Origin of the sequence: Microbispora sp. ATCC PTA-5024, from assembly GCF_000511135.2 — a bacterium.
GTDB lineage: Bacteria > Actinomycetota > Actinomycetes > Streptosporangiales > Streptosporangiaceae > Microbispora > Microbispora corallina.
In genome coordinates, this window is the sequence record NZ_KI866522.1 from 188,501 (window position 1) to 201,437 (window position 12,937).

Sequence of the window (12,937 nt, forward strand, 5' to 3'; positions counted from 1 at the left end):
CCGCGGGCGGGCCTCCGGCGGCCGTCTACCATGTTGCTCCCCCCTTTTCGGGGGCGTCGCCGGGGGAAGGGGCCACGTGGACGCTGTTCTGTTCGACATGGACGGACTGCTGGTCGACACGGAGGAGGTCTGGTTCGAGGTCGAGACCGAGGTGGTCGGTCGCCTCGGGGGGTCCTGGGGTCCCGAGCACCAGGAGCAGCTCGTCGGGGGCTCCTGGGAGCGGACGGTCGCGTACATGATGGAGCTGACGCGGGCGGACGTGGACCCGGACCTCGTGGGCGAGTGGCTCATCGACGGGATGGAACGGCGCCTCTCGACGGGCGTGGTGCCCATGCCCGGCGCGCTGGACCTGCTGCGCGACCTCACGGACAACGGGGTGCGCACGGCCCTGGTCACCTCGTCCCTGCGGGTCATCGCCGACGCCGTGCTGAAGGCGGTCGGCCGGGAGCACTTCGAGGTGGTCGTGACGGCCGACGACGTCGTCCGCACCAAGCCCCACCCGGAGCCGTACCTGACGGCGGCGGCTCTGCTGGCGGTCGAGCCGGGCCGCTGCGTGGTGCTGGAGGACTCCCCGAACGGCGTCGCCTCGGCGACGGCGGCCGGGTGCCGGGTGGTGGCGGTGCCGAGCGTGCTGCCGATCGCGGCCGCCCCCGGGCGGCTGGTCATGCCGTCCCTCGTGGACGTCGACCTGGGCCTGCTCCGCTCGCTGGTCGCCTGATCGGGAACAGTCAAGATCACTGCCCGGCGGGCCGGCGTCCGGAGTGCCAGGATGGGGGTAACCGCGACGAGGGGGCCCGCCATGACATTCGACCAGATCGCCTGGCTGCCGCTGTGCGCCGGGCTGACCGCCGTGGGGGCCGCGCTGGCCTACCTCGCGTTCCGCCGCAGGGGGGCCACCGCGGGACTGCGCGGCACCGCCTGGGCGCTGCTGCCGCTCGCGGCCTATCTCACCGGCGCGCTGCGCACGCTGTGGACCATCGGCTCGGCCGCCGTCTCGTTCGTCACCGGGCTGGTCCTGTCGCCGTCGGTCTGGGCCGGGGTGGCGCTGACGGGCCTGTCGGCGGTGCTCTTCTTCGTCTCCGGCGCGCTGCGCGGGCGCACGCTGTCGCGCGCGCGGCGGTCGAAGGGCGGCGCCGCCCCGGCGGACGCGGGGACCGGTGCGCCGCCCGCCGCCGGAAGCCGGGACGTGACCCGGCCGATCGAGCGCAAGGCCGCCCAGCCTGCCGCCAACGACGACTTTTCGGACATTGAGGACATCCTCAAGCGCCGCGGGATCAGCTGAGAATCCCACATGCCGGGACCAAGTTACCGGCCAGTGCAATGTCACAGTTCCGCGACACAACCGGAACGAGAAGCCGACAATCTCTTCAAGATCAATACGAATGAGTTTCGCATGAATCACAGTTGAGCCACAGGGAGCCTCCGGGGACTGGTCATCCCAGCTCAGCGCATACATTGTGCGTTCCAGAGGGCGCGGCTACGAGGCGGCGCCCACGGACAATGTCGTCTGGGATCCAGGGGGCCGACACCTCATGGCCACGCCACGCATGGTCAGCACTATGGTCGTGGGACCGACGAAGGAGGTTCCATGACCGCACCGATGGACGTCACCGGCTCTCAGACCGAGGCCACGCCGGAGAGCGTCCTCGACGGGGCGGGCGGCGCGAAGGCGATCCAGGGACGCTCGCTCGGCCAGATCGCCTGGATGCGCCTCAAGCGCGACAAGGTCGCCCTCGCCGGCGGGCTCATCGTGGTCGTCCTGATCCTCGTCGCCGTGTTCGCCCCGCTGATCGTCGGCGCGTTCGGCCAGGACCCGACGCAGTTCAACTCCGACCTGATCGACTCCTCGACCATGGCCCCGAAGGGCGGCACGGGCATCAGCGCCCAGCACCTGTTCGGCCTGGAGCCGGTCAACGGCCGCGACATCTTCAGCCGGGTCGTGTACGGGGCGCGGATCTCCCTGCTGATCGCCTTCCTCGCCACGCTGCTGTCGGTGATCATCGGCACGCTCCTCGGCGTCACGGCCGGATACTTCGGCGGCCTGGTCGACTCGATCATCAGCAAGGCCATGGACGTCTTCCTGGCCTTCCCGCTGCTGGTCTTCGCCATCGCCCTGGCGGGCATCGTCCCCGACACGGCGTTCGGCCTCGCCGGCGACACCCTCCGGGTCGCGCTGCTGGTCTTCATCATCGGCTTCTTCAACTGGCCGTACGTGGGCCGCATCATCCGCGGGCAGACGCTGTCGCTGCGCGAGCGGGAGTTCGTCGACGCCGCCCGCAGCCTGGGGGCGCGAGGCCCGTACATCATCTTCCGGGAGATGCTGCCCAACCTGGTCGCGCCGATCCTCATCTACGCGACGCTGCTGATCCCGACGAACGTCCTGTTCGAGGCGGCGCTGTCGTTCCTCGGCGTCGGCGTGCGGCCGCCCACTCCCACGTGGGGCGGCATGCTGTCGGACGCGGTGCGCTTCTACACGATGCCGCACTTCATGTTCTTCCCCGGCATGGCGATCTTCATCACGGTCCTGGCGTTCAACCTGTTCGGCGACGGCCTGCGGGACGCACTCGACCCGAAGGCCCGCTGAGCGCTTCCTGGTTCCCCGTTAGTCCCCGGCTCCTATAACCAAGGGGTTTGCAGATGCACAGAAGAAGACTGGGCATGGCCGCCATCGGCGCCGTGCTCGCCATCGGAGCGGCCGCCTGCGGCGGCGGCTCGGTAAACAGCCCGAGCGCCTCCGGAGGGGCCGCCTCCGGCGGCGCCGGGGCGGGCGCGACCGGCCAGTTCAACGCCGCCCTCTCCGCGGTGTACAACCCGTCGGACAAGAAGGGCGGCACCCTCAAGTTCGCCAACTCCGGCGACTGGGACTCCCTCGACCCGGCCGACACCTACTACGCGTACTCGTGGAACTTCATCCGCCTGTACGGCCGTTCGCTGACGATGTTCAAGGCGGCCCCCGGCGCCGAGGGCAACCAGCTCGTCCCGGACCTCGCGCAGGACCTGGGCAAGCCAAGCGACGACGCGAAGACGTGGACGTACAAGCTCCGCCCGGGCGTCAAGTTCGAGGACGGCACGCCGGTCACGTCGAAGGACGTCAAGTACGGGGTGCTGCGCTCGCTCGACAAGGAGACCTTCCCGAACGGGCCCACGTACTTCAACGACTTCCTGGACCTGCCGAAGGACTACAAGGGTCCCTACAAGTCCAAGGGCGTCAACACGGACAGCGCGATCGAGACGCCGGACGACCAGACGATCGTCTTCCACCTCAAGCAGCCGCTGAGCAACTTCGACTACTTCGCGCAGATCCCGTCCACGATGCCGGTCCAGGAGAGCAAGGACACGGGCGCCAAGTACAAGGAGCACGTGGTCTCCACCGGCCCGTACAAGTTCGAGTCGAACGAGATCGGCAAGGGCTTCAAGCTGGTCCGCAACGACCAGTGGGACCCGTCGACCGACCCGAACCGCAAGGCGCTCCCGGACAGCATCGAGGTCGCGACCAACGTCAACGCCGACGACATCGACAACCGGGTCCTCGCGGGCGACCTCGACGTCGACGTGGCGGGCACCGGTCTGCAGCCGGCCTCCCTCGGGCGGGTGCTGTCCGACCCGGCGATGAAGGCGAACACCGACAACCCGCTGAGCACGCGCCTCTGGTACACGTCGATCAACGGCAACGTCGCGCCGCTCGACAACCTCGACTGCCGCAAGGCCATCGAGTACGCCGCGGACAAGACCGCCTACCAGACCGCGTACGGAGGCGAGTTCTCCGGCGGCCAGATCGCGACCAGCCTGCTGCCGCCCACCATCCCGGGTCACCAGGACATCAACCCGTACCCGAGCGGTTCGGACAACAAGGGCGACCTGGCCAAGGCCAAGGAGGCCCTGCAGGCCTGCGGCCAGCCGAACGGCTTCGAGACGAACATCGCCTACCGCGCCGAGCGTCCGAAGGAGAAGGCGACCGCCGAGGCGCTGCAGCAGTCCCTCAGCCGGGTCGGCATCAAGCTCACGCTGAAGCCGTTCCCGCAGGCGGACTACTTCGCCCTGTACGCCGGCAAGCCGGGCTACGCCAAGGACAACAAGATCGGCCTGGCGCTCAACGGCTGGTCGGCCGACTGGCCCGACGGCTTCGGCTTCCTCCAGCAGATCGTCGACAGCCGCGTCATCCGGGACACCGGCGGCTCCTCCAACATCTCCGTCCGTGACCCGGAGGTCGACAAGATGATCGACCAGGCGATGCAGGAGACCGACAAGTCCGCCCGTGAGGGCATGTGGGCGGCGATCGACAAGAAGGTCATGGACGACGCCTTCATCCTGCCGGGCCTGTGGGCCAAGAGCCTGCTCGCGCGCAGCAAGAACGCGACGAACGTCTTCGTCAACGACGCGTTCGGCATGTACGACTACCTCGGCATGGGCGCCGCGAAGTAGCACCGCCCATCCCGCAGAACCGATAGATCCGACAGACGCGTGAACGCGGCAAGGGGGCCGGTCCGGCAGGGCCGGCCCCCGGAGCCGGGGGGACTGTGGTCACATACATCATCCGGCGGCTGATCTGGGCGGTCGTGATGCTCACCATCGTGAGCATCATCACGTTCGCCATCTTCTTCCTGGTGCCGCGCCTGGCCGGCGCGACCTCGGAGAGCCTGGCCACCCGCTACGTGGGGCGCACCGCCTCGGCGGCGGACGTCAAGATCGCGGCCGAGAAGCTGGGCTTCAACGATCCGCTGATCGTGCAGTACGGGCGGTTCGCCAAGGGCATCGTCGCCGGGGCGGACTACGACTACGGTCCCGGCGTGGAGCACTGCCCCGCGCCGTGCTTCGGGTACTCCTTCATCACCCGGCTCCCCGTCTGGCCGGACCTCATGGACCGGCTGCCCATCACGGTCTCGCTCGCCATAGGGGCCGCCGTCATCTGGGTGATCGCCGGTGTCGCCACCGGCGTGCTGTCCGCGCTGAGACGCGGCAGCTTCTTCGACCGGGCCGCGATGAGCGTCGCCCTGGCGGGCGTCTCGCTGCCCATCTTCTTCACCGGCATCGTCTCGCTGGTGTTGTTCAGCTACGGCCGTCCCTTCGCGATCTTCGCGCCCGGCGGCAGCTACACCCCGTTCGAGCAGAACCCCGTCACCTGGGCGTACGACCTGATCCTGCCGTGGGTCACGCTCGCGTTCCTGTACGCCGCCGGGTACGCGCGGCTCACGCGGGCGGGCATGCTGGAGACGATGAACGAGGACTACATCCGCACGGCGCGGGCCAAGGGCCTCAACGAGCGGACCGTCGTGGTCAAGCACGGCCTGCGCGGCGCGCTCACCCCGATTCTGACGATCTTCGGCCTCGACCTCGGCCTGCTGCTCGGCGGCGCCGTGCTCACCGAGAGCACCTACTCGCTGCCCGGCATCGGCAAGTACGCGATCGACGCGATTACCAACCAGGACCTCCCGAAGGTCATGGGCGTCGTCCTCGTCGCCGCGTTCTTCGTGGTCTTCGCGAACCTGGTCGTCGACCTCCTGTACGCCGTCGTGGACCCGAGGGTGAGGCTGGCATGAGTTTCCTCGAGCTGAAGGACCTGCGGATCCACTTCCCGACCGACGACGGCCTGGTCAAGTCGGTCGACGGGCTGTCGTTCGCCCTCGAGCGGGGCAAGACCCTCGGCATCGTGGGGGAGTCCGGCTCCGGCAAGAGCGTCACCAGCCTCGGCATCCTCGGACTGCACAAGGGCGGCCGCGCCCGTATCTCCGGCGAGATCTGGCTCGACGGCGAGGAGCTCGTCGGCGCGAGCCAGGAGCACGTGCGGACGCTGCGCGGCAAGAAGATGGCGATGATCTTCCAGGACCCGCTGTCCGCCATGCACCCCTTCTACACGGTCGGCACCCAGATCATCGAGGCGTACCGGATCCACAACGACGTGAGCAAGAAGGTCGCGCGCAAGCACGCGATCGACATGCTCGGCCGCGTGGGCATCCCGCAGCCGGACCGGCGGGTCGACAGCTACCCCCACGAGTTCTCCGGCGGCATGCGGCAGCGCGCGATGATCGCCATGGCGCTGAGCTGCGACCCCGAGCTGCTGATCGCCGACGAGCCGACCACGGCGCTCGACGTGACCGTGCAGGCGCAGATCCTCGACCTCATGCGCGACCTGCAGCGCGACTTCAACGCCGCGCTCATCATCATCACGCACGACCTCGGCGTGGTGGCCGAGCTGTCCGACGACATCCTCGTGATGTACGGCGGCAAGTGCGTGGAGTACGGCACGACCGAGGACATCTTCGAGCGGCCCGAGCACCCGTACACGTGGGGCCTGCTCGGCTCGATGCCGCGCCTCGACCGGGAGCCCACGGAGCGGCTTCTGCCGATCAAGGGCTCGCCGCCCTCGCTGATCAACGTGCCCGCGGGCTGCGCCTTCCACCCCCGCTGCGCCTTCGAGGGCCGGACGAACGGCCGCGCGACGACCGAGGTGCCGGAGTTGCGCGAGACCGAGGGCGGCCACCTGGTGCGCTGCCACATGCCGCGCGACGTCCGGCGCGCCATCTGGGAGAACGAGATCAAGCCCACCCTGGAGGCCTCATGACCGCCCCGAGCGAGCCCGCCATCGCCGACGGCGAGCCGCTGCTGTCCGTGCAGGGGCTGGAGAAGCACTTCCCGGTCACCAAGGGCCTGCTCAAACGGCAGGTCGGCGCGGTCAGGGCGGTCGACGGCATCAGCTTCGACGTGGTCAAGGGCGAGACCCTCGGCCTGGTGGGGGAGTCGGGCTGCGGCAAGACGACCACCGGCCGCCTGATCACCCGGCTCATCGAGCCGACCGGCGGGAAGGTCGTCTTCGAGGGGCAGGACATCACGCACATGTCGCAGGGCCGCATCCGGCCGCTGCGCCGCGACGTGCAGATGATCTTCCAGGACCCCTACAGCTCGCTGAACCCCCGGCACACTGTCGGCGCCATCGTCGGCGCGCCGTTCCGGATCCAGGGCATCAAGACCGAGCAGGGCACGAAGAAGGCGGTCCAGGAGATCCTGGAGCTGGTCGGGCTCAACCCCGAGCACTACAACCGCTACCCGCACGAGTTCTCCGGCGGCCAGCGGCAGCGCATCGGCATCGCCAGGACGCTGGCGCTCAAGCCGAAGCTGATCATCGCGGACGAGCCGGTCTCCGCGCTGGACGTGTCGATCCAGGCCCAGGTGGTCAACCTGCTGGAGGACCTGCAGAGCGAGCTCGACCTCACCTACGTGGTGATCGCGCACGACCTGTCGGTGGTCCGGCACATCAGCGACCGCGTCGCGGTCATGTACCTCGGCAAGATCGTCGAGCTGGCGGAGCGCAAGAGCCTGTACGACTCGCCGATGCACCCGTACACGAACGCGCTGCTGTCGGCCGTCCCGATCCCCGACCCCAAGCGGCGGACCGAGCGGGAGCGGATCCGGCTGCAGGGCGACGTGCCGTCGCCGCTGAACCCGCCGCCGGCGTGCCGCTTCCACACCCGCTGCTGGAAGGCCCAGGAGATCTGCCGGACCGTCGAACCGCCGCTGGAGACGCTCGCGGCCGGCCACCAGGTCGCCTGCCACTTCCCGGAGAACGCGCCAGCCGCCACGGGCTCGGCCGCGTCCGGCGCGACCGCGGCCGCGGCGGACTGAGCGCGTCTCCGCCGGTACGGCTTCCGCTGTCCTCCCCCCAGACGGTCCGCGGAAGCCGTACCGGCGGCGCCCACACCGGAACGCTATCGGGCCCGGCCGGGGCCGGGGATCGGCCTGCGGGACCGTCCTCGCCTGCGCCCACGGCAGGACGCCGGGCGCCCGGCCTCCTCCCCTGGGAGTAGGCCGGGCGGGCCGCCCCGGTCGCGGGGAGCGCCGGGCGGAGCCGCTAGGAGAAGGCCCCCGGGATGATCAGCCCGGTCTCGTAGGCCAGCACGACCGCCTGCACCCGGTCGCGCAGTCCCAGCTTCGTCAGGACGTTGCCGACGTGGGTCTTCACGGTCGTCTCGCTGACGACCAGCTCGGCGGCGATCTCCGCGTTCGACATGCCCCTGGCGATCAGGCGGAGCACCTCGAGCTCGCGCTCGGTCAGCCGGTCGAGCCGGGCGGGCGTCGCCTGCTGGTGCGCGGAGGGCAGCCGCGTGGCGAACCTGTCCAGCAGCCGCCGGGTGACGCTCGGCGCCACGATCGCGTCCCCGGCCGCCACCACCCGGATCGCCTGCACCAGATCGTCCGGCGGCACGTCCTTGAGCAGGAACCCGCTGGCGCCCGCCCGCAGGGCCTCGACGATGTACTCGTCCAGGTCGAACGTCGTCAGCACGAGCACCTTCGGCACGTGCGCCGTCGGCGCCGCCTCCCGCACGATGCGGCGGGTGGCCTCGATGCCGTCCGTCCCCGGCATCCGGACGTCCATCAGCACGACGTCGGGCAGCAGGGCGCGCGACTGCTCCATCGCCATCGCCCCGTCGCCGGCCTCGCCGACGACCGTGACGTCCGGCTCCGCCTCCAGGATGAAGCGGAACCCCGTGCGCAGCAGCGGCTGGTCGTCGACAAGCAGCACCCGGATCGTCATGCGCGGGCCGCCGTCCGGCGGGCGTGGGGGAGCACGTTGATCGTCATGGTCTGTCCTTGAGGGGGAATCGGGCCCTGACCTCGAACCCGCCCCCGCTCCGGGGGCCGATCCGCAGGACTCCACCATAGAGCGCCACGCGCTCCCTGATGCCCACCAGGCCGTGGCCCTTCCCCGCGACCCGCGCGGGGCCGTCGGCGCCGCCGTGCCCGTCGTCCTCGACGTGGACGGACAACTCGTTCTGCTCGTGCCGCACGGTCACCCAGGCCCGGGCGGCCGGGCCGGCGTGCCGCAGGCTGTTCGTGAGCGCCTCCTGCACGAGGCGGTAGGCGGCCAGGTCGATGCCCGGCGGCAGCCCCCGCCGCTCGCCCTCCACCCACAGCTGGGTGCGCAGCCCCGCCTCGCGCATCTGCTCGACGAGCGTCGGCAGGTCCTGCATGCCCGGCTGCGGCCCCAGCTCGGCCGGGCCGTCGGTGCGCAGCACGCCGACGATGTTGCGCATCTCCGCCATCGCCGTGCGGCCCATCTCCTCGATCGCGGTGAGCGCGTCGCGGGCGACCTCGGGATCGGCGTCGAGCATCTTGCGCGCCGCCGCGGCCTGCACGGTCATCACGCTCACGTGGTGGGCCACGACGTCGTGCAGCTCCCGGGCGATGCGGGAGCGCTCCTCGGCCCGCGCGGCCCGGGTGTCGGCCTCCCGCGCCCGCTCCAGCCGGTCGGCCCGCTGCACCAGCTCGGCCAGGTAGGCGCGGCGCAGCCGGACGGCCCTGCCGCACACCCAGCACAGCAGCGCGACCACGACGACGACCACGTGGTCGGTCCACGGCATCGGCCCGCGCCCGATCCCGGCGTCCACGACGTACGCCAGCAGGTCGGCGACGATCGCGGCGAGGCTGAGCGCCAGGCCCCGGTGGGCGGCCACCGAGTAGAGCAGGACGAGGGGGCCGAGCCCGCTGAGGCCGTCGTCGTACCCCATCGCGTCGAGCGTCCACTGGGGGACGATCGTCGCGAGGAGCAGCACGAACGGCCACCGCCGCCGCAGCGCGACGGGCAGCGTGCAGGCCGCCGCCAGCACGAGGCCCAGCGGGTCGTACGGCCGTGTCGCACCCGTCTGCCACTCGGCGGACCCGCCGCCCGCGAGGACGACGAACGACAGCGAGGCCGTGGTCAGCACCACCGCGAGGATCGAGTCCGCGACCGGGGGATGGGCTCGTAGCCAGGGACGCGGACTGCCGGGGGTGGTGCGCACGTACCAAATCTAGGCCGTCGCCTGCGGTGTCCACCCTGCCCGGGAGGGATATGGGTGCTCCTCCCCACGGAGGATCCTCCCGGCCCGACGGCCGCCCGGCCCCGGCTCCGGGACGGGTCCGGGCGCGGGCGGCGGGGGTCAGAGCTCGTCGGTGGCGGCCCTTCTGCCTCCGGCGCGGGAGGACAGGCCGGGCCGGCGGTCCGGCACGGGGGGCGGGGTGCCGCCGAACTCTGGGCACAGCGCCTGGTGGTCGCACCAGGCGCACAGCCGCGAGGGGCGGGCGCGCCACTCGCGGGTGCGCAGGGCGCGCTCGATGGCGGCCCAGAGGGCCTCGACCTTACGCTCGGTGGCCCGCAGGTCCGCCTCGTCCGGCGTGTACCGGACGATCTCGCCGTTGCCGAGGTACATGAGCTGGAGCATGCGCGGGACCCGCCCGTTCAGCCGCCACAGCGCGAGCGCGTAGAACTTCATCTGGAACAGCGCCTTGGCCTCGAAGTCGCGCCCCGGCGCCGTGCCCGTCTTGTAGTCGACGACCCTGACCTCGCCGGTGGGGGCGACGTCGAGGCGGTCGATGTAGCCGCGCAGCAGCAGGCCGCTGTCGAGCACGGTCTCGACGTACATCTCCCGCTCGGCCGGCTCCAGCCGCTGCGGGTCCTCCAGCGTGAAGTAGCGCTCGACCATGCCGCGGGCCTGGGCGAGCCAGGCGTCGCGCTCCTCGTCGCCGGCGAACAGCCCGCCGTACTCCGGCTCCTCGGCCAGCAGCCGCGTCCACTGCGGCTCCAGCAGGTCCTGCGCGGCGGCGACGGTGCGGGCCTCGGCGGGCAGGTCGTACAGCCGCTCCAGGACGGCGTGGACGAGCGTGCCTCGCACCGCCGCGGGGGAGGGCTTCTCGGGGAGCTGGTCGATGACCCGGAACCGGTAGAGCAGCGGGCACGTCATGAAGTCACCGGCGCGGGAGGGGGACAGCGAGCCGATGATCGAGCGCTCTTCGGCGAGGGTCATGCCCGGAACTGTAGGACACGGGACCGACACTCCGCGCCGCGACGGCAGGGGCCGGGCCGGCGCCGGGAGACGGCCGACTCGGCGGCGAACCGGCCTGGACGTACGCGGAAGGGCCGTCAGCTCTTAGGCTGATCTCACCTCGCGGCGCGTAGCATCGAGGTCAAGGGAGGGAAGGCGGCCATCATGAGCACACCTGTCAACGCGTCCCCGGGGCTGCGGATGGGTCGACCGTTCGGCATCCCGGTGTACGTCTCCCCGACGTGGCTCATCGTGGCGGCCTTCATCACCATCAGCTTCCAGCCGGTGTTCGCCGACAGCCTGCCCGGCTACAGCGACGTCGCGACGTACGCGGTGGCGCTCGCCTTCGCCGTCCTGCTGTACGTCTCGGTGCTCCTGCACGAGCTCGCCCACTGCGTCGTCGCCAAGCACTACGGCCTGCCGGTGCGGCGCATCACCCTCTACCTGCTCGGCGGCGTGTCCGAAATCGAGCGCGAGCCGGAGACAGCCGGGCGGGAGTTCAACGTCGCCTTCGCCGGGCCGCTGCTGTCTTTGGGGCTCGCCGCCGTGGGCTTCCTGGTCTACAAGTTCGCCGTTCCGGCTGAGGGCATCGTCTCCGTGCTGGTCCTGCAGCTGTGGGGGTCCAACGCCATCGTGGGCGTGTTCAACCTGCTGCCGGGGCTGCCCCTCGACGGCGGCCGGATGCTCCGGGCGGCCGTGTGGAAGGTGACCCGCGACTCCGGCACGGGCACGCTGGCCGCCGCCTGGGTGGGCCGGGCCGTGGCCGTCGCGGTGGTCGCGGTGCCGCTGCTGCTCAACCTGATGTCCGGTCAGGACACCGGGTTCGGGCAGATGCTCTGGTCGATCGTGCTCGCCTCGTTCATCTGGGTCGGGGCGTCGCAGTCGCTGCGGGTGGCCCGGGTGCGGGCCCGGCTGCCGCAGCTGCGCGCCCGGCTGCTGGCCCGCCGCGCCATCCCGGTGACCGCCGAGGTGCCGCTGTCGGAGGCGCTGCGCCGGGCCAGGGAGGCGGGCGCGGGCGCTATGGTCCTGGTCGACCACGACGGCCACCCGATCGGCATCGTCAACGAGGCCGCCGTGAACGCCACCCCCGAGCACCGCCGCCCCTGGGTGACCGTCGGCTCGGTCGCCCGCAGCCTGGAGCCCTCGCTCGTGCTCGGCGCCGACCTGGAGGGGGAGTCGCTGCTCGACGCCATGCGAGGCACCCCGGCGGCGGAGTACCTGCTCGTCGAGCGGGGCGGCGAGATCTACGGCGTGCTCGCCACCGCGGACGTCAACCGCATGTTCACCGGTGTCTGACGGCCCGCCCACCCCCTCGTCTTCCCGCCCGGCGGGGACTAGTGTGGCGTCGGCGCAGGGTGCGTCGAGACCAGGGCCGACGGCCGCACGGTCTGGTACGCCCAGCTCCGGAAGGCCGGTTCACCGCTCTTTTTGCTACGTTCTGGGGTGATCGATCCGGCACACGGTGGTGCCGACGAGGGTGCCGGTCATCCGGTGGCGTTTCCGGAGGGAGAGTTCTGTGACGGAACAGGGCGTGGGGGTGGTCCGCCCGCTGCCGGGGGAGGGCGTGGTCGCCCATCTGAACAATCTGCTGCTCGTGTGCGCCGCCGGCGACCAGGCGGTGGACGAGCTGCTGCGCGCGCTGAGCGACACGGCCACGACGGGCGGTGACGGCCGGGCGCTCGCCCGCCGGGTGGCCGGGGTCCTCGCCCGGGCGATGGACCGGTCGATCGGCGGTGAGCCGGTCGCCTGCGCCGTCGCGGGCCCTGCGGGCGGCGGCGTCGCCGTGCTCGTCAGCGGAGCCGCGTTCGCCAGCGTCCAGGGCGGCCCCGACGGCGAGGTCCGGCTGGCCGGCCGCGACGCCCTCACGTGGACCGACCGGCTCGTCAACGGCCCGGTCTCCCGCATCGAGCTCCGCCTCCCCAACGCCGGCCCGTCGAGCCCCTACGCCCGCCTCGACGGCGGGGTGGTCACCGGAGCCGGCCTCGAATGCGACTTCACCCAGGCGGGGGACCTCGCGTTCCCGCCGCTGCCGCCCCGGCCGCCGCAGGGCCAGCACCAGCAGCAGCACCCGCAGTTCGGGGCGCCGGAGCCCATCGGGGCCCGCGGCCCGGTGGTGCCGCCGCCGCCCCCGCCGCCCGGCCCGG

General features: G+C 71.5%; 11 protein-coding genes and 1 pseudogene. 9 read left to right on the forward strand and 3 right to left on the reverse strand.

Annotation, left to right across the window (positions count from 1 at the left end; all coding sequences use genetic code 11):
• Nucleotides 1-76: 76 nt before the first annotated feature.
• The 7 genes from MPTA5024_RS00820 to MPTA5024_RS00850 all read left to right on the forward strand — a co-directional run bounded on the left by MPTA5024_RS00820 (nt 77) and on the right by MPTA5024_RS00850 (nt 7,617).
• Nucleotides 77-718, forward strand: coding sequence for an HAD family hydrolase (locus MPTA5024_RS00820; RefSeq protein WP_036318683.1), 642 nt, complete (start codon nt 77-79; stop codon nt 716-718).
• Between the two features lie 81 nt (nt 719-799).
• Nucleotides 800-1,282: a hypothetical protein gene (locus MPTA5024_RS00825; RefSeq protein WP_036318685.1), complete on the forward strand. Its 483-nt coding sequence runs from the start codon at nt 800-802 to the stop codon at nt 1,280-1,282.
• Nucleotides 1,283-1,588: 306 nt separating this feature from the next.
• Entirely contained in the window at nt 1,589-2,584 is a 996-nt protein-coding gene (locus tag MPTA5024_RS00830; protein WP_036318687.1) for an ABC transporter permease, read from the forward strand.
• Nucleotides 2,585-2,637: 53 nt separating this feature from the next.
• Nucleotides 2,638-4,422: an ABC transporter substrate-binding protein gene (locus MPTA5024_RS00835; protein WP_036318689.1), complete on the forward strand. Its 1,785-nt coding sequence runs from the start codon at nt 2,638-2,640 to the stop codon at nt 4,420-4,422.
• A 95-nt stretch (nt 4,423-4,517) separates the two neighbouring features.
• On the forward strand, nt 4,518-5,537 hold the full coding sequence (locus MPTA5024_RS00840; RefSeq protein WP_036318692.1) for an ABC transporter permease: 1,020 nt from the start codon (nt 4,518-4,520) through the stop codon (nt 5,535-5,537).
• A complete protein-coding gene (locus tag MPTA5024_RS00845; protein ID WP_036318693.1) occupies nt 5,534-6,559 on the forward strand; it encodes an ABC transporter ATP-binding protein in 1,026 nt (341 codons plus the stop codon). Before MPTA5024_RS00840 ends, MPTA5024_RS00845 begins: the two co-directional genes overlap by 4 nt.
• Nucleotides 6,556-7,617: an ABC transporter ATP-binding protein gene (locus tag MPTA5024_RS00850; protein ID WP_036318696.1), complete on the forward strand. Its 1,062-nt coding sequence runs from the start codon at nt 6,556-6,558 to the stop codon at nt 7,615-7,617. Before MPTA5024_RS00845 ends, MPTA5024_RS00850 begins: the two co-directional genes overlap by 4 nt.
• 226 nt (nt 7,618-7,843) lie before the next feature.
• On the opposite strand, the gene MPTA5024_RS00855 is transcribed toward MPTA5024_RS00850, so the two are convergent.
• The 3 genes from MPTA5024_RS00855 to MPTA5024_RS00865 form a co-directional block, all read right to left on the reverse strand.
• Nucleotides 7,844-8,527, reverse strand: a complete 684-nt coding sequence (locus tag MPTA5024_RS00855) for a response regulator (protein ID WP_036318699.1) — start codon at nt 8,525-8,527, stop codon at nt 7,844-7,846.
• Between the two features lie 43 nt (nt 8,528-8,570).
• The gene (locus MPTA5024_RS00860; protein ID WP_036318702.1) at nt 8,571-9,773 is read right to left on the reverse strand and encodes a sensor histidine kinase; all 1,203 of its coding nucleotides are present in this window, start codon (nt 9,771-9,773) and stop codon (nt 8,571-8,573) included.
• A 138-nt stretch (nt 9,774-9,911) separates the two neighbouring features.
• Nucleotides 9,912-10,775 carry a RecB family exonuclease gene (locus MPTA5024_RS00865; RefSeq protein WP_036318705.1) on the reverse strand — a complete coding sequence of 288 codons (864 nt, stop codon included), beginning with the start codon at nt 10,773-10,775 and terminating at the stop codon, nt 9,912-9,914.
• 183 nt (nt 10,776-10,958) lie between these two features.
• Here MPTA5024_RS00865 and MPTA5024_RS00870 point away from each other — a divergent pair, with 183 nt between their 5' ends.
• Both MPTA5024_RS00870 and MPTA5024_RS41715 read left to right on the forward strand, forming a co-directional pair.
• Nucleotides 10,959-12,089, forward strand: coding sequence for a site-2 protease family protein (locus MPTA5024_RS00870; RefSeq protein WP_036318708.1), 1,131 nt, complete (start codon nt 10,959-10,961; stop codon nt 12,087-12,089).
• 220 nt (nt 12,090-12,309) lie between these two features.
• Nucleotides 12,310-12,937 (forward strand): annotated as a pseudogene (locus tag MPTA5024_RS41715) (FHA domain-containing protein); the annotation flags it as partial.

Bases quoted from the DNA above. Each gene is read 5' to 3' on its own strand.
- MPTA5024_RS00830 (WP_036318687.1), top strand. From the start codon at position 1,589: ATGACCGCACCGATGGACGTCACCGGCTCTCAGACCGAGGCCACGCCG.
- MPTA5024_RS00855 (WP_036318699.1), bottom strand. From the start codon at position 8,527: ATGACGATCCGGGTGCTGCTTGTCGACGACCAGCCGCTGCTGCGCACG.
- MPTA5024_RS00850 (WP_036318696.1), top strand. From the start codon at position 6,556: ATGACCGCCCCGAGCGAGCCCGCCATCGCCGACGGCGAGCCGCTGCTG.
- MPTA5024_RS00835 (WP_036318689.1), top strand. From the start codon at position 2,638: ATGCACAGAAGAAGACTGGGCATGGCCGCCATCGGCGCCGTGCTCGCC.
- MPTA5024_RS00865 (WP_036318705.1), bottom strand. From the start codon at position 10,775: ATGACCCTCGCCGAAGAGCGCTCGATCATCGGCTCGCTGTCCCCCTCC.
- MPTA5024_RS00825 (WP_036318685.1), top strand. From the start codon at position 800: ATGACATTCGACCAGATCGCCTGGCTGCCGCTGTGCGCCGGGCTGACC.
- MPTA5024_RS00870 (WP_036318708.1), top strand. From the start codon at position 10,959: ATGAGCACACCTGTCAACGCGTCCCCGGGGCTGCGGATGGGTCGACCG.
- MPTA5024_RS00845 (WP_036318693.1), top strand. From the start codon at position 5,534: ATGAGTTTCCTCGAGCTGAAGGACCTGCGGATCCACTTCCCGACCGAC.